Origin of the sequence: Mesorhizobium sp. AR10 (genome assembly GCF_024746795.1) — a bacterium.
Classification (GTDB): domain Bacteria; phylum Pseudomonadota; class Alphaproteobacteria; order Rhizobiales; family Rhizobiaceae; genus Mesorhizobium.
The window spans coordinates 5,259,761-5,279,555 of the sequence record NZ_CP080524.1 but is presented as its reverse complement, the minus strand read 5'-3'; the positions used below and the strand labels follow the sequence as shown (position 1 = coordinate 5,279,555).

The 19,795-nt window shown below is 63.8% G+C and carries 21 protein-coding genes; 8 read left to right on the top strand and 13 right to left on the bottom strand.

Going from position 1 to position 19,795, the window contains the following annotated elements:
• Positions 1-50: 50 nt before the first annotated feature.
• The 6 genes from LHFGNBLO_RS29410 to LHFGNBLO_RS29385 all read right to left on the bottom strand — a co-directional run bounded on the left by LHFGNBLO_RS29410 (position 51) and on the right by LHFGNBLO_RS29385 (position 6,629).
• Positions 51-812 (bottom strand): SDR family NAD(P)-dependent oxidoreductase, encoded by a 762-nt coding sequence (locus tag LHFGNBLO_RS29410; RefSeq protein WP_258602903.1) that lies wholly within the window; start codon positions 810-812, stop codon positions 51-53.
• Between the two features lie 3 nt (positions 813-815).
• Positions 816-1,100, bottom strand: coding sequence for a hypothetical protein (locus tag LHFGNBLO_RS29405; protein WP_258602891.1), 285 nt, complete (start codon positions 1,098-1,100; stop codon positions 816-818).
• 28 nt (positions 1,101-1,128) lie between these two features.
• Positions 1,129-2,610, bottom strand: coding sequence for an amidophosphoribosyltransferase (purF, locus tag LHFGNBLO_RS29400; RefSeq protein ID WP_258602889.1), 1,482 nt, complete (start codon positions 2,608-2,610; stop codon positions 1,129-1,131).
• A gap of 150 nt (positions 2,611-2,760) precedes the next feature.
• Complete coding sequence (locus LHFGNBLO_RS29395) at positions 2,761-3,441, bottom strand: CvpA family protein (RefSeq protein WP_258602886.1); 681 nt, start codon at positions 3,439-3,441, stop codon at positions 2,761-2,763.
• A 48-nt stretch (positions 3,442-3,489) separates the two neighbouring features.
• On the bottom strand, positions 3,490-4,908 hold the full coding sequence (gene radA / locus LHFGNBLO_RS29390; protein WP_258602879.1) for a DNA repair protein RadA: 1,419 nt from the start codon (positions 4,906-4,908) through the stop codon (positions 3,490-3,492).
• Positions 4,909-5,138: 230 nt separating this feature from the next.
• On the bottom strand, positions 5,139-6,629 hold the full coding sequence (locus LHFGNBLO_RS29385) for a replicative DNA helicase (protein ID WP_258602871.1): 1,491 nt from the start codon (positions 6,627-6,629) through the stop codon (positions 5,139-5,141).
• A 295-nt stretch (positions 6,630-6,924) separates the two neighbouring features.
• On the opposite strand from LHFGNBLO_RS29385, the gene LHFGNBLO_RS29380 reads away from it, so the two are divergent.
• Entirely contained in the window at positions 6,925-7,506 is a 582-nt protein-coding gene (locus LHFGNBLO_RS29380) for a hypothetical protein (RefSeq protein ID WP_258602860.1), read from the top strand.
• 8 nt (positions 7,507-7,514) lie between these two features.
• On the opposite strand, the gene LHFGNBLO_RS29375 is transcribed toward LHFGNBLO_RS29380, so the two are convergent.
• From LHFGNBLO_RS29375 to LHFGNBLO_RS29345, 7 genes are all read right to left on the bottom strand, one after another.
• A complete protein-coding gene (locus LHFGNBLO_RS29375) occupies positions 7,515-8,483 on the bottom strand; it encodes a small ribosomal subunit Rsm22 family protein (RefSeq protein WP_258602858.1) in 969 nt (322 codons plus the stop codon).
• Positions 8,484-8,486: 3 nt separating this feature from the next.
• Positions 8,487-8,810 carry a YnfA family protein gene (locus LHFGNBLO_RS29370; RefSeq protein ID WP_258602852.1) on the bottom strand — a complete coding sequence of 108 codons (324 nt, stop codon included), beginning with the start codon at positions 8,808-8,810 and terminating at the stop codon, positions 8,487-8,489.
• Between the two features lie 84 nt (positions 8,811-8,894).
• Positions 8,895-10,184, bottom strand: a complete 1,290-nt coding sequence (locus LHFGNBLO_RS29365; RefSeq protein ID WP_258602850.1) for an SAM-dependent methyltransferase — start codon at positions 10,182-10,184, stop codon at positions 8,895-8,897.
• A gap of 187 nt (positions 10,185-10,371) precedes the next feature.
• Positions 10,372-10,956 (bottom strand): 50S ribosomal protein L9, encoded by a 585-nt coding sequence (rplI, locus tag LHFGNBLO_RS29360; protein WP_258602848.1) that lies wholly within the window; start codon positions 10,954-10,956, stop codon positions 10,372-10,374.
• A gap of 217 nt (positions 10,957-11,173) precedes the next feature.
• On the bottom strand, positions 11,174-11,422 hold the full coding sequence (gene rpsR / locus LHFGNBLO_RS29355) for a 30S ribosomal protein S18 (protein WP_006203718.1): 249 nt from the start codon (positions 11,420-11,422) through the stop codon (positions 11,174-11,176).
• Positions 11,422-11,922, bottom strand: a complete 501-nt coding sequence (rpsF, locus tag LHFGNBLO_RS29350) for a 30S ribosomal protein S6 (RefSeq protein ID WP_258602846.1) — start codon at positions 11,920-11,922, stop codon at positions 11,422-11,424. Before rpsF ends, rpsR begins: the two co-directional genes overlap by 1 nt.
• Positions 11,923-12,230: 308 nt before the next feature.
• Positions 12,231-14,153: an LTA synthase family protein gene (locus LHFGNBLO_RS29345; protein WP_258602844.1), complete on the bottom strand. Its 1,923-nt coding sequence runs from the start codon at positions 14,151-14,153 to the stop codon at positions 12,231-12,233.
• A gap of 261 nt (positions 14,154-14,414) precedes the next feature.
• On the opposite strand from LHFGNBLO_RS29345, the gene fabD reads away from it, so the two are divergent.
• The 7 genes from fabD to mltG all read left to right on the top strand — a co-directional run bounded on the left by fabD (position 14,415) and on the right by mltG (position 19,742).
• Entirely contained in the window at positions 14,415-15,362 is a 948-nt protein-coding gene (gene fabD / locus LHFGNBLO_RS29340) for an ACP S-malonyltransferase (protein WP_258602842.1), read from the top strand.
• Between the two features lie 86 nt (positions 15,363-15,448).
• Complete coding sequence (locus tag LHFGNBLO_RS29335; RefSeq protein WP_258602840.1) at positions 15,449-15,670, top strand: ribbon-helix-helix protein, CopG family; 222 nt, start codon at positions 15,449-15,451, stop codon at positions 15,668-15,670.
• Positions 15,654-15,920: a type II toxin-antitoxin system RelE family toxin gene (locus LHFGNBLO_RS29330; protein ID WP_258602833.1), complete on the top strand. Its 267-nt coding sequence runs from the start codon at positions 15,654-15,656 to the stop codon at positions 15,918-15,920. The genes LHFGNBLO_RS29335 and LHFGNBLO_RS29330 overlap by 17 nt, the downstream gene beginning before the upstream one ends.
• Before the next feature lie 41 nt (positions 15,921-15,961).
• Positions 15,962-16,699, top strand: coding sequence for a 3-oxoacyl-[acyl-carrier-protein] reductase (gene fabG, locus LHFGNBLO_RS29325; RefSeq protein ID WP_258602830.1), 738 nt, complete (start codon positions 15,962-15,964; stop codon positions 16,697-16,699).
• Between the two features lie 189 nt (positions 16,700-16,888).
• Positions 16,889-17,125, top strand: coding sequence for an acyl carrier protein (locus LHFGNBLO_RS29320; protein WP_056109445.1), 237 nt, complete (start codon positions 16,889-16,891; stop codon positions 17,123-17,125).
• A gap of 34 nt (positions 17,126-17,159) precedes the next feature.
• On the top strand, positions 17,160-18,422 hold the full coding sequence (gene fabF / locus LHFGNBLO_RS29315; RefSeq protein ID WP_258602821.1) for a beta-ketoacyl-ACP synthase II: 1,263 nt from the start codon (positions 17,160-17,162) through the stop codon (positions 18,420-18,422).
• A gap of 87 nt (positions 18,423-18,509) precedes the next feature.
• Positions 18,510-19,742, top strand: a complete 1,233-nt coding sequence (gene mltG, locus LHFGNBLO_RS29310; protein ID WP_258602813.1) for an endolytic transglycosylase MltG — start codon at positions 18,510-18,512, stop codon at positions 19,740-19,742.
• The last annotated feature ends 53 nt before the right edge of the window (positions 19,743-19,795 follow it).

Sequence of the window (19,795 nt, the reverse complement as noted above, 5' to 3'; positions counted from 1 at the left end):
CGAACAACGTCGGCGGTGGCGCAATTCTTCCGGCAAAAATGTCTGGGTGGCTATTCCGGCTGCCGGTAGGCAACGAAGCGGTTGTGCTTGGCCTGGAAGATCAGCCCGGTTTCCTTCAGCGTCGGGCTGGCCAGCGGAACAATGCGCTTGGCGATTTCCGAGGGGTGCGGCAGCGTTTCCGGATCCTCGCCGGGCACCGCTTGCGCCCGCATGGCGGTGCGGGTGGCGCCGGGATCGGCGGCGTTGACCCGGAGCGGCAAGTTCTCCGCCTCATGCGCCCAGGAGCGCATCATGGCCTCGACCGCCGCCTTCGACGCCGCATAGGGGGCCCAGAACGCGCGCGCCGAATGCGCGGCGTTGGAGGAAAGCAGAATGGCGCGGCCGGCATCGGAAAGCCTCAGTAGCGGGTCGACCGAGCGGATCAGCCGCCAGGTCGAGGTGACGTTGATGGTCATCACCTTCTCGAAGGTTTTCGCCTCGACATGACCGATTGGCGAGATGACACCGAGCACGCCGGCATTGGCGACAAGGATGTCGAGCTTGCCCCAGCGCTCGTGGATGGCGCCGCCCAGCCGGTCGATGCCGGCCATGTCGGCGAGGTCAAGCGGAACCAGCGTCGCTTCGCCCTTGCCGGTCTTGGCGCGTTCGGCCTTGATCTGGTCGTCGAGTTCTTCCAGCCCGCCGACCGTGCGGGCAACGGCAATGACATGAGCGCCGGCGGCGGCAAGCTCTCTGGCGATGAAGTAGCCGATGCCGCGCGAGGCGCCGGTGACGACCGCGATGCGGCCGGAAAGGTCGAGGGCAGGGGTCATAAGCTATTTCTTGGGTTGCTGGTCTAAAAACGACAGCTGAAGGAAGGAAATCAACTGCTTGGCGGAATTCTCATCAAGAGGAACAAAAACCGTCGAATCACCGCCAATGGCTTTGACGACGACGTATCTGTTGAGGGTCTCGCTTGACTGTCTGACTTGGCAAAAAAGAAACCCGTTGCCGAGAGGCGTATTAATATCGGCCTGGGCGTCTATCTGATCTTTGAGCAAGGATTTCGAAAACGAGAATGAATCACTGAGGTTCTGCCACAAGCCCCTTCGAGTGCTCATGTCTCACCTCCCTCCGGAGCTGGAAATCCTACGCCCCGCTTGTCGCCAGCAGCGACAGCGTGCGCACATTGTCGTGGCCTTCGAAGTCAAGCAGGCGGGTCGGGTATTGGCCGGTGAAGCAGGCGTCGCAGAATTGCGGCTGCTCGTTGTCGCGGCCGGCCTCGCCGACGGCGCGGTAGAGCCCGTCGATCGACAGGAACCCGAGCGAGTCGACACGGATGAACTCGGCCATTTCCTCGATCGACATGCGCGATGCCAAAAGCTTGGACTTCTCCGGCGTGTCGACGCCATAGAAGCAGGAGGCGCGCGTCGGCGGCGAGGCGATGCGCATGTGCACTTCCTTCGCGCCGGCATCGCGCACCATCTGCACGATCTTCTGGCTGGTGGTGCCGCGCACGATGCTGTCGTCGACCAGCACGACGCGCTTGCCCTCGATCATGCGGCGGTTGGCGTTGTGCTTGAGCTTGACGCCCATATGGCGGATCGAATCGCCCGGCTGGATGAAGGTGCGGCCGACATAGTGGTTGCGGATGATGCCGAGTTCGAAGGGAATGCCCGCGGCCTGTGAGAAGCCGATCGCTGCCGGCGTGCCCGAATCCGGCACCGGCACGACGATGTCGGCCTCGACCGGGCTTTCTTGCGCCAGCTCAGCGCCGATGCGCTTGCGCACCTCGTAGACGTTGCGGCCTTCGACCGAGGAATCCGGCCGGGCGAAATAGACATATTCGAAGATGCAGAAGCGGGTTTTCTGCGGCTCGAACGGGAACAGGCTCTCGATGCCCTTGGCTGTGACGACGACCATCTCGCCGGGCTTCAGGTCGCGCACGAACCGTGCGCCAATGATGTCGAGCGCGCAGGTTTCGGACGCCAGGATCCAGGCGCCGTCGAGATCGCCCAGCACCAAGGGGCGGATGCCCAGCGGATCACGGCAGCCGATCATCTTCTTCGACGTCATCGCCACCAGCGAGAAGGCGCCTTCGACCTGGCGCACCGCATCGATGAAGCGCGAATTCAAATCGCGTTCCTTGCTGGTGGCGACCAGATGCAGAAGTGTTTCGGTGTCGGAGGTCGACGAGAAGATCGCGCCCTGCTTCTGCAACGCGCGCTGCACGGTCATGGCGTTGGTCAGGTTGCCGTTATGGGCGACGGCGAAGCCGCCATCGGCGAGCTCGGCGAAGAAGGGCTGTATGTTGCGCAGACCGGCGCCGCCGGTGGTGGCATAGCGGGTGTGGCCGATGGCGCGGTTGCCTTGCAGGCTGTCGATGACACGCTGCTTGGTGAAGGTGTCGCCGATCAGGCCGACATGGCGTTCGACGTGAAATTGGCTGCCGTCATAGGAGACGATGCCGGCCGCTTCCTGGCCGCGGTGCTGCAGCGCATGCAGGCCGAGCGTGACGATGGCCGCGGCGTCCTGCCGGCCGAAAATGCCGAACACGCCGCATTCGTCATGAAAGTGGTCGTCGGCTTCGGCGGAAAGCACGTCGTCTGCGTCTGCCTTCGAGTCTGCCATTGGGGGCTCAAGCTCCGCTAAAATCGCCATATAAGGTGATAGTGCGTCGAAAGCAACGCATGCCGTACGCCGTTCACATGATCGTCAGTCCGGAGCAAAGCATCCTTTGCTCTTGATGGCGCCCGTTTGGCGAGCGCCATCTTGTCCATATCAGTTTGCCGGCGCAGCCGGTGCCGGATTGGCCGGGGCCGGAGCGCTCTCGGCCGGCGGCGCATCGGTTTCGCTGTCGTCAGGCGCCGGCGCATCGGCATCGTCGCCGGTTGCCGGCGCATCCGCTGCCGGTGCATCGGCTGCTGGCGGCGTCTCGGGCGCGGCCGGCTGATTCGGGTTGAGCTTCTTCAGGATGGCGTTTTCCGGATCCTCGGGCAGCAGGCTTTCAAGCTTGGCGCCGATCTCCTCCAGCAGCGGCCGCGACTTGGCGTTGGCGACCCAGGCGGGGGCCTTGGCGCCGGCCAGCCAGTTGAAGAACAGCAGCGCGACAGCAACGACCAGGATGCCGCGCGCCGCGCCATAGAGGAAGCCGAGCGTGCGGTCGAGCGCGCCGATCCTGGAATCGATGATCCAGTCGGCGAGCTTCATGGTGATGACCGAAACGACGATCAGCGCGACGATGAAGACGACGCCGGCGGCTGCCGCCATGGCGGCTTTTTCATTGTCGATATAGGGCTGGATGTAAGGCAGCACCGGCTTGTAGAAGAAGAAGGCTGCTGCTGCCGCCGCCGCCCAGGAGACGACGGACAGGACCTCGCGTGAAAAGCCGCGAACCATTGCGAGCATCGCCGAGACCAGGGTGAAGCCGACGAGAATTCCGTCAAGCAGTGTAATCGGCATGTCTTTCGCCCCACTCCGATCTCTTTTTCACGACTCGGGCGAGCCGCGTCACTCTTCTTCGTCGGCGCGGCTGCGCCGTGAGCCCGCTATTCGCGCCACGAGATCGGCCAGCTCGGTGGGTTGGAAAGCGCGGGCTCCGATCCCCCCGGCCCCGATACCACCAACAACGTCCTCGCTGCCCAAGGGCAGAACCGCGCTTCCGAAACCCAGCTTTTCGGCTTCCTTGAGGCGCTGTTGCGCATGCGCAACTGGCCGCACGGCCCCCGAAAGGCTGATTTCGCCGAAATAGACGCAATCAGCGGGAAGGGCAAGTCCGGTGAGCGAGGAAACCAGTGCTGCCGCCACCGCCAGGTCGGCGGCGGGTTCCGAAATGCGGTAGCCGCCGGCGACATTGAGATAGACGTCATGGGTGCCGAAACGCACCCCGCAATGGGCTTCGAGAACGGCGAGGATCATCGACAGCCGCGCCCCGTCCCAGCCGACGACGGCGCGGCGCGGCGTGCCCAGCGACGACGCCGCCACCAGTGCCTGGATCTCGACCAGCACCGGCCGCGTGCCTTCCATGCCGGCGAAAACCGCCGCACCCGGCGATTTCGCATGGCGTTCGCCGAGGAAAAGCTCGGACGGATTGGCAACCTCGCGCAGGCCCTTGTCCGACATTTCGAAGACACCAATCTCGTCGGTCGGCCCGAAGCGGTTCTTGACCGTGCGCAGGATGCGGTAGTGGTGACCGCCTTCGCCCTCGAAGTAGAGCACCGCGTCGACCATGTGCTCGACGACGCGCGGGCCGGCGATCTGGCCTTCCTTGGTGACATGGCCGACCAGCACGATGGCCGCGCCTGTGGATTTCGCATAGCGGATCATCGCCTGGGCGGAGGCGCGCACCTGGGTGACGGTGCCGGGCGCCGAATCGGCCATGTCGGTCCACAAGGTCTGGATCGAATCGAGGATCACCAGGTCCGGCCGCTTGCCGTCGGCTATCGTTGCGAGGATGTCCTCGACATTGGTCTCGGCAGCAAGCTCCACGGGCGTGTCGGCGACGCCGAGCCGCTGCGCGCGCAGCCTGATCTGGGCGACCGCCTCTTCGCCCGAGACGTAGACGATGCGGTGGCCTTTGGCCGCCAGTGCCGCCGCCGCCTGGGTGAGCAGCGTCGACTTGCCGATGCCGGGATCGCCGCCGACCAGAAGAGCCGAGCCGCGGACGAAACCGCCGCCGGTGGCGCGGTCGAGCTCGCCGATGCCGGAGACGATGCGCGGCGCATCCTCTATGTCGCCGGACAGCGTGGTCAGTACCACCGCGCGGCCCTTGCGTGCGTTGCGGGTGTTGGCCGGGCCGGAGCCGATGCCGCCCGATGTGCCTTCCTCGACCAGCGTGTTCCACTCGCCGCAAGCATCGCATTTGCCGGCCCAGCGCTGATGCACCGATCCGCAATTCTGGCAGATGAACTGGACGCGCGATTTGGCCATCAGATTGATGCTGGTTGGAAGCGGCGGAGGCTTGGCGATCCTGCCCACCCCCCTCTGTCCTGCCGGACATCTCCCCCGCAAGGGGGGAGATTGGATATCGCTGCCGTTTTCGCCAACCGCCGACGTTGCAGGAGGGGCGACGCCCGCAAAGCTGCCGATCTCCCCCCTTGCGGGGGAGATGGCCGGTAGGCCAGAGGGGGGTGTGACGGAGCGCGAGGGTAGGTCAAAAGCTACTCAAACCGATCCGGCAAATGATGTTCCTCGGCCAGGTCGGAGAAGCGGGTGAACTCGCCCTGGAAGGCGAGGCTGACCGAGCCCGTTGGGCCGTGGCGCTGCTTGGCGACGATGACCTCGGCCTTGCCGCGCATCTCGTTCATCTCGTTTTCCCACTTGATGTATTCGTCGGTGCCGGGCTTCGGCTCGCGGTTCTTCAGATAATATTCCTCGCGGTAGACGAACATCACCACGTCGGCGTCCTGCTCGATCGAGCCCGATTCGCGCAGATCCGAAAGCTGCGGGCGCTTGTCGTCGCGGCTTTCGACCTGACGCGACAGCTGCGACAGCGCGATGATCGGCACCGCCAGTTCCTTGGCCAGCGCCTTCAGCCCGGTGGTGATCTCGGTGATTTCCTGCACGCGGTTCTGCGAGGCCTTGGCGCTCGAGCCCTGCATGAGCTGGATATAGTCGATGACGATGACGTCGAGGCCGCGCTGGCGCTTCAGCCGCCGCGCGCGTGCCGCCAGCTGAGCGATCGAGATGCCGCCGGTCTGGTCGATGAACAAAGGCAGTTTCTGCATGGTCTGCGAACAGGCGACCAGCTTTTCGAAATCCATCTCGCTGATCTCGCCGCGGCGGATTTTCGACGACGGGATTTCGGTCTGCTCGGAAATGATGCGGGTGGCGAGCTGTTCCGACGACATTTCCAGCGAGAAGAAGCCGACAACGCCGCCATTGGCCGCCTTGAACGACCCGTCGGCCTGCTGCGCCGGCACATAGGCCTCGGCAATGTTGAAGGCCATGTTGGTGGCAAGCGACGTCTTGCCCATGCCGGGGCGGCCGGCGATGATGATCAAATCGGACGACTGCAACCCGCCCATGCGGCGGTCGAGATCGCGCAGGCCGGTGGCAACGCCCGACAGGTGCCCGTCGCGCATATAGGCGGCATTGGCCATGTCGACGGCGGTTTTCACGGCATCGGTGAAGCTCTCGAAGCCGCCATCGTAGCGGCCGGTCTCGGCCAATTCGAACAGGCGCCGCTCGGCATCCTCGATCTGCTCGGACGGCGACATGTCGACCGGCGCGTCATAGGCGATGTTGACCATGTCCTCGCCGACGGTAATCAGCGCGCGCCGCGTCGCCAGGTCATAGATGGCGCGGCCATAATCGGTGGCGTTGACGACGGTGACGGCTTGAACGGCCAACTGCACGACATATTGCGCCACCGTCATGTCGCCGACCTTTTCGTCGGCCGGCAGGAAGGTCTTCAGCGTGATCGGCGTCGCCACCTTGCCCATGCGGATGAGTTCGGCCGAGACCTCGAAGATCCTTCGGTGCAGCGGCTCGTAGAAATGGCCGGACTTCAAAAAGTCGGAGACGCGGTAGAAGGCATCGTTGTTGACGAGGATGGCGCCGAGCAGCGCCTGCTCGGCCTCGATGTTGTTCGGTGCCTCGCGATAGAGCGGTGTTTCCGCCACGCCGAATTTTCGCGCTGCTTCTGCCATGATGTCCCCGATTTCGATCCCGCTTCTCGATATCAGAACGGGACAAGTCGGTGATGACTTATCTGCACCAGTACCTGCCCAATCAGCCTTGATGCCCACAATTCACAGCCAGGGCTTTTCGGTGGAAAGAATCCTGATTGACTCGAATCGAGATGGCGAGCCTAGCGTCTTCGAAACAAGAACAAAACAGGAAAATTGGCCGCGAGCCCGACTTGCCCGCCGATCGGATGATTGGCGGCGCGAACAGTTCGTGCTGGAATGCCTCGGCCGGCATGGGTGAGCAGGGAGAAGTGTCGTGACGGTTGGACGTATGGCCTTTTCGGGAGTGTTGCTGACGGGCATCGCGATGTTCTGCACGACGGCGTGGGCGCAGAGCCTCCCGGTCAAAGATCAGGTGGAGCTGTTTGCGGCGGCAAAGCAGGGGCTGAGAACCGGAATTGCCCGCAAGACCAGGGAAGTCGACGCCCGTCCGGCGCTGCCCGGCGAAGTGATCGTCACCAGGATCAAAGGCGAAGGCATCGAGACCATCTCGAAGCCGGCCGCGGCCGGAGACTGGGTTGTGCGCAACCGCTGTCCCGAAACCGGCAACGAGGAGATATTGGTCAAGGCGGAGAAATTTCCGACCCGCTACGGCGAGCCGCAGTCCAAGCCGGATGCGCAGGGCTACCGCGCCTTCAAGCCGCTCGGCGGCGACATGGGCTATTTCATCGTCTCCAAGGAGATCGGTGACTTCACCTTCACCGCGCCCTGGGGCGAAGCGATGGTTGCCAGAACCGGCGACGCCATCGTTCAGGTGCCTTCGGATCCGAGCGACACCTACAGGATTGCCGCGGCGTCCTTCGCTTGCACCTATGAGATTGTCACCCCGGCCAAATGAACCGACGGTCAATCGCCAAACGCATCGCCCCAGTCCAGCCGCCGTGCGACCTTGAACCTCTCGCCATCGCGTTTGGTGAACAGTTTTTCGCCGGCACTGCCGTCCGGTTCGCAGAGTTTCAGCAAGACCTTGCCAGAACCCGATTTCGGCGGCGCGATCACCCGCGCTTCTTGGGAAGATGCTGGCTGTCGGGAGGCGGCAACAAAAATAAACTTCTCGTCCTCCCACGGCACGTCGGCGTCCTTGGCCAGCCGGTGCAGGCGCGAGCGGGCGACACGACGGGCGAAATGGCACCAGTCGGGCGGGCTGATAGGGCAGGGCGCGTCATGCGGGCACGGAGCAAGAACATGGGCGCCGGCCGCGATCAGTTGCCGGCGCACGGCAAGGATGCGCTGCCATCCGGCCGGCGTGCCCGGCTCGACGATCAACAGCGTGTCAGTGGTCAACTGCCAGAGCCGGTCGATGAGCCTCGGCAGCGATGCAGGTGCGATCTCGTCCAGCACATAGGCGCAGGTGACCAGATCGGCGGGCTTCAGATCGGCAAGGTCGATGGTGACGTCGCCGGCCAGCCAGCTGATGTTGGCGGTCATCGCGTCCGCGGCGAGCATCTCGCCGACCCGGCGCACGGAGGCACTGGCTTCCAGCAGCACCGCCTGTTCGAGGTCGGGCCAGAGATCGACCGTGGCCCAAAGCACCGTACCAGGGCCGGCCCCGACATCGAGCAAGGTCTTTGGCGCATAGTCCGGCCGGGCCTCGCTCAGCGCGTCGAGGCTGGCGCGGACGGCGGCATAGGTCGCCGGCAGCCGCGTCGCCAGATAGGCTCTCACCGCCATGTCTTCGGCCATGTGCAGGCGGCCGTCGCGCAATTCGGCGCGGTAGCGGTCCGACAGCGTTTTTGCTGCCTGCTTGAGCACCGGCAGCGGCACTTTTTCGAGGATGCGCTCGACGCCTTGTCGCAGTGGAACAGGCAGTTCCACGGCTCAGGCTCCGCGTGGTGCGAGCAGGATGACCGAGGCGCCGACGATGCAGAGTGCGGCCCCGGCAAGGTCCCAGCGGTCGGGACGCACACCTTCCACCAGCCACAGCCAGCCTAGCGAGGCTGCGATGTAGATGCCGCCATAAGCGGCGTAGGCACGGCCGGCGGCTGACGTGTCGACCAGCGCCAGCAGGAAGCCGAACACGGCCAGCGAGACGAGGCCGGGCGCCAGCCACAGCGGCGATTTCTCCAGCCGCCACCACGCCCAGAACGAAAAGCAGCCGGCGATTTCGGCAAGCGCAGCAGCGATGTAGAGGAGATAGCTCATCAAAAAGGTCTCGCGAGAACGAGACCTTTTTCATGTTTGGGCAGACAATGGCAAGAACAATGGCCGATTGGCCCGCCAGGCCTTCTATTCCGGATCGGCAACCTTGCGGCGACGCGTCGGCTTGGCGACGGGCTGCTCCTGCCGATGCCCCAGGTCGCGCATGTCCAGCGCCTTCTCGCATTTGGCCATGTAGTCGCGCGCCATCGGCAGCGTGTCGTTCTTCTTGGCGATCTGGATCTGGAAGATCACCAGGTCCTGCCAGCGGAAGGCGGCTTCCGAGGCGGCCAGATAGAATTCCCACATGCGGCAGAAGCGCTCGTCATAGATCGCCTTGGCCTTTTCGCGGTTGGCGGCAAAGCGCTGGCCCCAGTGCTTCAGCGTATCGGCATAGTGCAGCCGCAGGATCTCGATATCGGTGACGATGAGGCCCGACTTCTCGATCGCCGGCATCACCTCGGAAAGCGAGGGGATGTAGCCGCCCGGGAAGATGTATTTGCGGACGAAAGCGCTGGTCGCCCACGGCACGCCGGAGCGGCCGATCGTGTGCAAGAGCATGACGCCGTCGGGCTTCAGCAGCGTCGCCGACTTGTCGAAGAAGGTGCGGTAGTGATTGACGCCGACATGCTCGAACATGCCGACCGAAACGATCCGGTCGAAACGCTCGTTGAGTTCGCGGTAGTCCTTCAGATCGAAGTGCACCCGGTTTTCCAGGCCTAGCGCATGGGCGCGGTCGGTGGCGACGCCATGCTGCTCGGTGGATAGCGTCACGCCCTGCACGTCGACGTCGAACGCCTTGGCGAGATAGATGCCGAGCCCGCCCCAACCGGAGCCGATGTCGAGCACCGTCTGGCCGGCCTTCAGCCTGAGCTTGGCGGCGATATGGCGTTTCTTGGCCGCCTGAGCCTCGTCGAGCGTCATGTCCGGCTGCTCGAAATAGGCGCAGGAATACTGCATGTCGTCGTCGAGGAAGAGCCGGTAGAGGTCTCCCGACAGATCGTAGTGGCGCTGCACGTTGCGGCGCGCCCGCGCAGCGGTGTTGATCTGCTGCAGGCGCCGGAAGGCGTGGCGCAGGCCCTCGATCGCCTTCGACCAGGTGGCGTCGATGCCGCCACTGCCCATGTTCTGGAAGGCGATGCGCATGACACCCAGCACGCCGCCCTCGAGAATATCGAGTTCGCCGTCCATATAGGCTTCCGGCACGGCCAGCATCGGGTCGAAGGTGATGGCGCGCTCGGCATGCGCGGTCTTGATGTGCATGTGCACCGGCTCACCGCTGCCGTCGCCGAAAACCACTGTCGCACCCTTCGGGCCGGTAACCCTGAGATTGCCGGTGCGCACCAGGCGATCGAGAACGCGTTTGAGCAGAATATTCATGACCAATTGTCCCCTTTCGGTCAGACAGGCTGTCTTATTCTGCAACAATATATGGGGTTCGAAAAGTTCCGTTTGGCACAAAAATGCCCGGGCGAGAGGCCCGGGCATTGGTCCACAAAGGCTGGATAACGACAAAGTGATTAGAGCGTTGTGATTAGAGCGTAGCTCCAACCCCTGCGCCGTATGATCAGGCGTTGTCTTCGCCGCCCTCGAACTCGGTGTTCGGGTCGAAGAAGTTTTCCGGCCGCGCATTGTCGTTGATGTCGTCGCCATAGATGGCTTCGGCGGTCGTCAGCGTCTCGCCCTTCGACTGACGCTCGGCTTCGTCGGCCGTGCGGGCGATGTTGAGCGTGATGGTGACCTCGACTTCCGGATGCAGCGCGATCGCCACATTGGTGAGGCCGATGGTCTTGATCGGCTGGTTGAGCAGGATCTGGTTGCGGTTGACCGAAAAACCTTCCGCAGTCAGCAGGTCGGCGATGTCGCGGGTCGACACCGAACCGTAGAGCTGGCCAGTTTCACCAGCCGAACGCACGGCGATGAAGCTCTTGCCGTCGAGCTTTTCGGCAACCTGGGAGGCTTCCGACTTGCGCTCGAGGTTGCGGGCTTCGAGCTGGGCGCGCTGGCCTTCGAACTTCTTCTTGTTGGCTTCGTTGGCGCGCAGCGCCTTGCCCTGCGGCAGCAGGAAATTACGGGCGAACCCGTCCTTGACCTTGACGGTATCGCCCATCTGGCCGAGGCGGGAAACGCGTTCGAGAAGAATGACTTCCATGGTTTTGTTCCTTCAGTTTGGGTGCCAATCCATGGGATCGGCGCCGAATTGTCTGGAACAGGTCAGGAAGCTGAGTGGCGTTGCCGCCTGTGTCGCTGTCCTGCCTGTCGCGGCAGTTAGGGGCGTATCAGCCCCAACCCGGGATTTGATGTTCGATCCGGTCGCGCCCGTCGCGGCCGATGAAAAAAGCGGGCGGCGAACCGCCCGCTCGAAAGTCTTAGCGAACCACGTAGGGCAGCAGGCCGAGGAAGCGGGCGCGCTTGATCGCCTTGGCGAGTTCGCGCTGCTTCTTCTGGCTGACGGCGGTGATGCGCGACGGCACGATCTTGCCGCGCTCGGAAATGTAGCGCTGCAGCAGGCGGACGTCCTTGTAGTCGATCTTGGGCGCATTGGCGCCGGAGAACGGGCAGGTCTTGCGGCGGCGATGGAACGGGCGCCGGGTCGGGATCTGATTGATGTCGACCATTATTCTGCACCCCCTTCAAAGCCTTCGCGCGGACGGCGCGGACCACGATCGGCACCGGCGTCGCCGAATGAGCGCGGCGGACGATCGCCACGGTCGCCGCGGTCACGGTCGCCGAACGAGCGCGGACCACGATCGCCACGGTCACGGTCGCCGAAGCCGCCGCGTTCCGAGCGCTCTTCGCGCTTCTGCATCATGGCCGACGGGCCTTCCTCATGCGCCTCGACCTTGACGGTCAGGAAACGCAGCACGTCTTCGGACAGGCCCATCTGGCGCTCCATCTCGTTGAGCGCGGCCGGCGGGCAGTTGAGGTCCATAAGCGTGTAGTAAGCCTTTCGGTTCTTGTTGACCCGGTAGGTGAGGGACTTCAATCCCCAGTTCTCGACCCGGCCGACGGACCCGCCATTCGCGGAGATGACACCCTTGTACTGTTCGACAAGCGCATCGACCTGCTGCTGCGAGAGGTCCTGCCGGGCAAGAAACACATGTTCGTAAAGAGCCATTATGTATCAGTGCCTTTCTTCGTTTCTCTCCCGGTTCCCGGCGGCAAAAGCCTCTGCAACTTCTCTGACCCGCTGATCCCTTGAGGGGCGGGGAAGAAAGGAGCATTACGAGACGGTCGAGAGCGGAGACACGGGAGGCGGAAGCGCTTCTGGCTTCACACGAAGGTGTTGCAAACCCACGGCCCTCCGTTCAGCCCCCAGCAAGGACCGGCAGATTGCGGGCGTCTATACAGCAATCCGGCTGGAAGGCAAGCGCAAGCGGCGTTCCAGGCAGCGTCCTTGGCGTCGCAGGGCCGAAAAACGCCGGCTCAGCTTGTGTGGGTGACGGGCTTGTCCAACGTTTCGGGGAAGAAGTCGGGCGCCGCGCGCCGCTTGCCGAACATCATGTCGTATTGCAGCAGGCGGAAATCGTTGATCGCCGGATCTATCTTTTTCTGTCGCGCCCAGTCGGGCGTGGCAGCGCCCGTCGGCGTCAGAAGCAGGTTGCGGTCGACGACGCGGTAGCGCTCGCGCAAGGCGCCGAGGAAGCCGGTGTAGTAGGGGTGGCTGATGCCGGCCATGGTCAGGATATGGTAAGGCAGGAAGGCCGGGCTGACCGCGCCCATATCCTCGGCCGGACCGGTGCGGTTCGACCACAGGATCAGCGGTGTCTGGTGATGCTCGAGGGCGGCCTCAGGCGACGGTTCCTTGCGCGGCGCGACATTGTCCTTCATGAAACCGGTCTCGACATAGACGGGTCCGAGCGGCGGCAGATGGTCGCCGAAAAAGGCGATGACCGTCGGCCGCTCGCGTTTCTTCGCCCATTCGATCAGTCGCTCAAGGCCGCGGTCGGCGTCGGCAGAGCCTTCCGCGTAGCTCAACAGCGATTCACGCGCCCACGGGCTGATCGGCGCCTCGACCTTATGGGTCGGATTGTAATAGCGATACGGCTCGTAGGGGCCGTGGTTCTGCAGGCTGACGGCGAAGAAGAACACCGGATCGGCGCTGGCGTCCGCCTCGCGGATGATCTCGTCGGTCATCGCCGCGTCCGATGCTAGCGGTCCGCGCTTTTGCAACGGCGGCAACGTTTCCTCGGACTTGAAGTCGTTGAAGCCGAAGTCGGCGTAGACCGCGCCCCGGTTCCAGAACCAGTTGGTGCCGGGGTGGATGGCGCGCGCCCTGTAGCCCTGGCTTTTCAGGAACGTCGCCATCGAAGGGGTCGCTGAGCGCACATATTGCTGGTAGGGAATGCTGCCCGCCGGCAGGAAGGCATTGGAAAAGCCGGTCAGCGCCTCGAATTCGATGTTGGCGGTCATGCCGCCGAATTCGGGTGAGAACATATAGCCGGAGCGCAGCGCCCGCACATTTGGGATCGGATCGGGCGTGATGGTGACGCCGGGCAGCTTGGTCGCATCCCAGAACGATTCGCTCATGACGATGATGATGTCGGGCTTCTCGTCGGGCATCGAGGCCGTCACCGCGGGTCGGTCGATCGCCGCGATCGCCTTGTCGGAATAGCCAGGCGGCGCCGAGACATGGGCCATCGGCACGTTGAGCGCGAAGGCCAGAGCAAAGCCATTGGAGGCGTAGTTTTCCTTCTGGTCCCACATGATCGGGATGATCTGCAGCCGGTCGCGGGTCCACGAAAAGGTGGCGTAGTCCATGATCGAGACGACGAAGGCGAGCAGCGGCACGGTCAGCGTCAGCCGGGCGAGGCGGCCCTTGTGGCTGAGCGCTGGCACCCGGCGGCGCCACAGCCGCCAGCCATAGACCAGCAGCGCCAGGCCGCCGACAATGCCGACTGCCATGATGATGGCGGTTCCCGGGCGGTCACGCACCAGCAGCGGCATCAGCGCCATGATCTGGCGCGAATAGAGGAAATCTGTCGGATAGAGCGGATCGCCAAGATAGAGCGACTTCTGGTGGCCGACGACGGCCAGCGCCAGCGTCAGCGGCGCGACGATCATCAGGCTCTGGTAGCTGCGGCCGAGCACGGCGTCGAGGCCGATGAGGACCAGCGCAAAGATGAGGATGGTGGTCCAGCCCGGCTTGAAGGGCTGCAGGAAGAAGCCGACGGTGCCGGCAAAGTCGCCGCGCACGATCAATTCGATCGCAAACACGAGGATGGCGGCAGCGAGCAGGCTGAGGAGGCCATAGCGGATTACGGGCCATTTCCGCCCCGGCAGATAGCCGGTGGCCGGATCGCCTTCCAGAAACTGTGGCGCGGCATTGCCTGCGCCTTTCCTAGTCATTGCCACCTTAAAATCCCCGGCCCGTAACGCACGCGTCACTGAATTGTCATCGAACTGTCACGCAAAGCTAGCGCCTGTGGCGAAAATAAGAAGAGCCAGCAAACGAATCGTGAGCGATTTTCATCATGAGTGATCGCCAAAAAGCCTTTTGGATCAGACACTCGGCCAGCAACGCCGACGTCAGGCCGGGCCACAGTGGACTTGACTTGGCTGCCCGCCTTGCGTCACAGGCAAGGAAAACCAGCCGTTTGGGAGCCGCACATGGCCGTCGCATTCACCTTTCCGGGACAGGGCAGCCAGGCTGTCGGCATGGGCAAGGACCTTGCCGACGCCTTTGCGGAATCGCGCCGGATCTTCGAGGAAGTCGATGAGGCACTTGGCGAAAACCTGTCGAAGCTGATCTGGGAAGGGCCGGAAGAGACGCTGACGCTGACCGCCAATGCCCAGCCGGCGCTGATGGCGGTATCGCTAGCGGCGATCCGGGCGCTGGAAGCGCGTGGCTTTTCGCTGAAGGACAAGGTCGCCTATGTCGCCGGCCATTCGCTCGGCGAATATTCGGCACTTGCCGCCGCCGGTTTCGTGTCCGTCGCCGATGCCGCCCGGCTGTTGCGCATCCGCGGCAACGCCATGCAGGCGGCGGTGCCGGCCGGCGAGGGCGCGATGGCGGCGATCATAGGGCTGGAGCAGGCGGATGTCGAAGCCGCTTGCGCGGAAGCCGCCAAGGGCTCGGCCAAGGTTTGCCAGATAGCCAACGACAATGGCGGCGGCCAGTTGGTCATCTCCGGCGCGAAGGCCGCGGTCGAACTGGCGGCGAAGCTGTGCACGGAAAAGGGCGCCAAGCGGGCGCTGATGCTGCAGGTCTCGGCACCCTTCCACTCGGCACTGATGGCGCCCGCCGCCAATGTCATGCGCGAGGCGCTGGCCGGCGTGACGAAGAACGCGCCGGTCGTTCCCGTCGTCTCCAACGTGTCGGTGACCCCGTCCAGCGATCCCGACGCGATAGCCAGCCGGCTGGTCGAACAGGTGACCGGCCGCGTGCGCTGGCGCGAAACGGTGGAGTGGTTCGGCGCGAACGGTGCTACGACGCTTTATGAAGTGGGCGCCGGCAAAGTGCTGTCGGGACTGGCGCGGCGCATCAACCGCGACATCGCCACCGGCGCCGTCGGCACGCCGGCCGATGTCGAGGCGGCTCTGGCAGCGTTGGGGTGACCCGCTCGTCCGCATAGAGGCTCCCCGGGCTTGAATTGCCGGCCTCATCGCGATACATGAATACATGTATTCACAAGGAGAGCAGTATGCCCACCTCGATCCGACTTGCTCCCGAAATCGAAGAGCGTCTGGATTTTCTGGCGAACAAGACCGGCCGCAGCAAGGCTTACTATCTGCGCGAGCTCATCGAACGTGGGCTCGAGGACGTGGAGGACTATTACCTCGCGGCCGAAGTCCTGGAGCGGATCAGGAGCGGCGAGGAGGAGGTCGTGAAAGCCGAGGATTTCTGGCGTGGCCTGGACGCTTGAATATGCCCGCTCGGCGCGCAAATTCGTCGAAAAGTTGGATCCGCAGACACGTCATCGTATTCGCGACTTCATCGAGAACCGTATTGCCGTCCTCGATAATCCGCGCGAACTCGGCAAGCCGCTGAAGGGCCCGCTAGCGACCTTCTGGCGATATCGCGTCGGCGACTATCGGATCATTTGCGATGTCCAGGATGACCGGCTCGTCATTCTGGTGGTAACGATAGGCCACCGCGGCGACGTATACAGATAGAGGCTCGCTGGCTGAGTTTTCGGGAAAAAAGAGGATATGACATGTTCGAACTGACCGGCCGCAAGGCGCTCGTCACCGGCGCATCGGGGGGCATCGGCGAGGCGATCGCCCGGGTGCTGCATGCGCAAGGCGCCATCGTCGGCCTGCACGGCACGCGCGTCGAGAAACTGGAGACGCTGGCCAATGAGCTCGGCGACCGGGTCAAGCTGTTCCCGGCCAACCTTTCCAATCGCGACGAGGTCAAGGCGCTCGGTCAGAAGGCGGAGGCCGATCTCGAAGGTGTCGACATCCTGGTCAACAATGCCGGCATCACCAAGGACGGGCTGTTCGTGCGCATGGCGGATGCCGACTGGGATTCGGTGCTCGAGGTCAATCTGACCGCCGTCTTCCGGCTGACCCGCGAACTCACGCATCCGATGATGCGGCGCCGGCACGGCCGCATCATCAACATCACGTCCGTGGTCGGCGTCACCGGCAATCCCGGCCAGACCAACTACTGCGCTTCCAAGGCCGGCATGATCGGTTTTTCCAAGTCGCTGGCGCAGGAGATCGCCACCCGCAACATCACCGTCAACTGCGTCGCCCCGGGCTTCATCGAATCGGCAATGACCGACAAGCTCAACGACAAGCAGAAAGAGGCGATCATGGCGGCGATCCCGAGCCGGCGCATGGGCACCAGCGCCGAAGTGGCGTCGGCCGTCGCCTATCTCGCTTCCAACGAAGCCGCCTACGTCACCGGCCAGACCATTCACGTCAATGGCGGCATGGCGATGATCTAACAGTTGCGGGAAACACCCCATTTCGCCTTGGACGCGCGCCAGTTTTCGTGTAATGCGGCCCGCAACCCGGCGGTTCGGGCAAAAACCGGTCTGTCGCCATTGCGTTTCCGGCAGGACCATCTTTCAGCTTGATTAGCGGCATTCTGCCCGCTAACGAAGACAAACAAACAAAAGACGAGGATGCCCCAAATGAGTGACACCGCAGAGCGCGTCAAGAAGATCGTCATCGAACATCTTGGCGTGGAAGCCGACAAGGTGACGGAGCAGGCAAGCTTCATCGATGATCTGGGCGCGGACAGCCTCGACACGGTCGAACTCGTCATGGCGTTCGAAGAAGAATTCGGCGTCGAGATTCCCGACGATGCGGCCGAGACCATCCTGACCGTCGGCGATGCCGTGAAGTACATCGACAAGGCTTCGGCCTGAGGCTTTTCGCAGGCAATACCGGGGAGGACCTGCGATGAGGCGTGTCGTCGTCACGGGCCTTGGCCTGGTTTCGCCGTTCGGTATGGGCTTCGAGCACAGCTGGAAGGCCCTTCTGACCGGCCGCAGTGCGGCCAAGCGCGTCACCGAGTTCGAAGTGGAGGATCTTGCCTGCAAGATCGCCCACGTCATTCCTCGCGGTGACGGCTCCAACGGCACGCTCAATCCCGAAGCTGTGCTCGAGCCGAAGGAACTGCGCAAGATCGGCGACTTCATCCTTTACGGGATTGCGGCCGCCGACGAAGCGCTCAAGGATTCCGGCTGGGAGCCCCAGACCGAGCAGGAGCGCTGCGCGACGGGCGTCATGATTGGCTCCGGCATCGGCGGCCTTGAAGGCATCGCCGAGAACGCCATCATCCTGAAAGAGCGTGGCCCGCGCCGCATCAGCCCGTTCTTCATCCCTGGAAACATCATCAACCTCGTATCCGGGCAAGTGTCGATCCGGCACGGGCTGAAAGGGCCCAACCACGCCGTCGTCACCGCTTGCTCGACCGGCGCGCACGCCATTGGCGACGCCGCCCGGCTGATCATCTTCGGCGATGCCGACGTGATGCTGGCCGGCGGCGCCGAATCGCCGGTGACGCGGCTTTCGCTCGCCGGCTTTGCCGCTTGCCGGGCGCTGTCCACCGAGCGCAACGACACGCCGGAGAAGGCATCGCGTCCCTATGACCGCGACCGCGACGGCTTCGTCATGGGCGAGGGTGCCGGCGTCGTCGTGCTGGAAGAGCTCGAACACGCCAAGGCGCGCGGCGCCAAGATCTATGCCGAGGTCACCGGCTATGGCCTGACCGGCGACGCCTATCACATCACCGCGCCCGCCGAAGACGGCGACGGCGCCTTCCGCTGCATGACGGCGGCGCTGAACCGGGCAAAGCTGACGCCATCCGATATTGACTACATCAACGCCCACGGCACCTCGACCATGGCCGACACGATCGAGCTCGGCGCCGTCGAGCGGCTGGTCGGCAATGCCGCGTCCAAGATTTCGATGTCGTCGACCAAGTCGTCGATCGGCCATCTCCTGGGTGCGGCCGGTGCCGCCGAGGCGATCTTTTCGATCCTCGCCATCCGCGACAACATCGCGCCCGCCACCATCAATCTGGACAACCCGGAGCGCGAAACCGCGATCGACCTGGTGCCGAACACGCCGCGCTCCCGCCAGGTCGACGTCGCACTGTCCAATTCCTTCGGCTTCGGCGGCACCAACGCCTCACTCATCTTCCAGCGCTACAATGGCTGACCGGTTCGCAAACAGCCTGTCGTCAATTTTGCCATATTCGCCCCTACTCTGCCCAAGGGGATTCGTCGCAAGAGATGGTAGGGCGCTATGAACACAAATCCGGCGGGCAACGGAGAATTCGGGCAGCGACAGGCTGCGCCTGGTCCGATCGTGCCGAAGACGGCCAGCGAGGCATTGCGGCCTGAAGCCGGCACGCCGCCGCCCAGGCGCTCGCGCGCCTCGCGCAGCCAGATCGTCGTGTTCATGAACTTCGTCATCTCTTCGGTGGTGCTGATGGTTCTGGCGGCCGGCGTTGCGCTCTATTTCGGCAGGCAGGAATTCTACGAACCCGGTCCGTCGGCCAATGGCGACACCTTCCTGGTCAAGCCGAACACCGGCGTCCAGGACATCGCCGAACAACTCGAGCGGCGCGGACTGATCAGCGACGCCCGCGTCTTCCGCCTTGGCGTGCGCGCCTTCGGCAACGATTCGGCGCTGAAGGCGGGCGAATATGAGATCAAGCCGCAGGCCTCGATGCGCGACATCATGGAAATGCTGAAGAGCGGCAAGTCGGTGATGTATTCGCTGACCATTCCCGAGGGTCTGACGGTCGAGCAGGCGATGGAGCGCATTGCCGATCAGGCCGCGTTGACCGGCGACATGCCGGCGGCCATGCCGCTGGAGGGCAGCCTCGCCACCGATACGCTGCGCTTTACCCGGGGTGCTACGCGCCAGCAGATGATCGACAAGCTTCTGGCCGACCAGAAGAAGCTGGTCGACGACGTCTGGCAGCGGCGCGCCCCCGACCTGCCTTTGGCCAATGTCGACGACTTCGTCACGCTGGCATCGATCGTCGAGAAGGAGACTGGCAAGGGTGATGAGCGCTCGCGCGTAGCCGCCGTCTTCCTCAACCGGCTGGCCAAGGGCATGCGGCTGCAGTCCGATCCGACCATCATCTATGGCCTGTTCGGCGGCAAGGGCAAACCCGCAGACCGCCCGATCTATCAGTCGGACATCGAGAAGCCGACGCCCTACAACACCTATGTGATCAACGGCCTGCCGCCGACGCCGATCGCCAATCCCGGCCGCGCAGCACTGGAAGCCGTCGCCAATCCGTCGAAGACTGATGACCTCTATTTCGTCGCCGACGGCACCGGCGGTCACGTTTTTGCGGCGACGCTCGACGAGCACAACGAGAACGTCGCCCGCTACCGGGTGCTGCAGAAGAAGCAGGCCGAGGATGCCGCCAAAGCCGGAGCCGCCAAGGTGGAAGGCCAGACCGATGCTCCCGCCGATGCTGGCGATGGCGACGCCGGTGGCGATGCAGGGGCCGCGCAGTAGCGCCTGACGATTTTGAAATTGTCCCTTGTGCGTCCGTTTGAACGCGCCAGGGA

Coding starts and splice junctions, on each gene's coding strand:
- LHFGNBLO_RS29410 (WP_258602903.1), bottom strand. CDS start 812: ATGACCCCTGCCCTCGACCTTTCCGGCCGCATCGCGGTCGTCACCGGC.
- LHFGNBLO_RS29405 (WP_258602891.1), bottom strand. CDS start 1,100: ATGAGCACTCGAAGGGGCTTGTGGCAGAACCTCAGTGATTCATTCTCG.
- purF (WP_258602889.1), bottom strand. CDS start 2,610: ATGGCAGACTCGAAGGCAGACGCAGACGACGTGCTTTCCGCCGAAGCC.
- LHFGNBLO_RS29395 (WP_258602886.1), bottom strand. CDS start 3,441: ATGCCGATTACACTGCTTGACGGAATTCTCGTCGGCTTCACCCTGGTC.
- radA (WP_258602879.1), bottom strand. CDS start 4,908: ATGGCCAAATCGCGCGTCCAGTTCATCTGCCAGAATTGCGGATCGGTG.
- LHFGNBLO_RS29385 (WP_258602871.1), bottom strand. CDS start 6,629: ATGGCAGAAGCAGCGCGAAAATTCGGCGTGGCGGAAACACCGCTCTAT.
- LHFGNBLO_RS29370 (WP_258602852.1), bottom strand. CDS start 8,810: ATGAGCTATCTCCTCTACATCGCTGCTGCGCTTGCCGAAATCGCCGGC.
- LHFGNBLO_RS29365 (WP_258602850.1), bottom strand. CDS start 10,184: ATGAATATTCTGCTCAAACGCGTTCTCGATCGCCTGGTGCGCACCGGC.
- rplI (WP_258602848.1), bottom strand. CDS start 10,956: ATGGAAGTCATTCTTCTCGAACGCGTTTCCCGCCTCGGCCAGATGGGC.
- rpsR (WP_006203718.1), bottom strand. CDS start 11,422: ATGGTCGACATCAATCAGATCCCGACCCGGCGCCCGTTCCATCGCCGC.
- rpsF (WP_258602846.1), bottom strand. CDS start 11,922: ATGGCTCTTTACGAACATGTGTTTCTTGCCCGGCAGGACCTCTCGCAG.
- LHFGNBLO_RS29345 (WP_258602844.1), bottom strand. CDS start 14,153: ATGACTAGGAAAGGCGCAGGCAATGCCGCGCCACAGTTTCTGGAAGGC.
- fabD (WP_258602842.1), top strand. CDS start 14,415: ATGGCCGTCGCATTCACCTTTCCGGGACAGGGCAGCCAGGCTGTCGGC.
- LHFGNBLO_RS29335 (WP_258602840.1), top strand. CDS start 15,449: ATGCCCACCTCGATCCGACTTGCTCCCGAAATCGAAGAGCGTCTGGAT.
- fabG (WP_258602830.1), top strand. CDS start 15,962: ATGTTCGAACTGACCGGCCGCAAGGCGCTCGTCACCGGCGCATCGGGG.
- LHFGNBLO_RS29320 (WP_056109445.1), top strand. CDS start 16,889: ATGAGTGACACCGCAGAGCGCGTCAAGAAGATCGTCATCGAACATCTT.
- fabF (WP_258602821.1), top strand. CDS start 17,160: ATGAGGCGTGTCGTCGTCACGGGCCTTGGCCTGGTTTCGCCGTTCGGT.
- mltG (WP_258602813.1), top strand. CDS start 18,510: ATGAACACAAATCCGGCGGGCAACGGAGAATTCGGGCAGCGACAGGCT.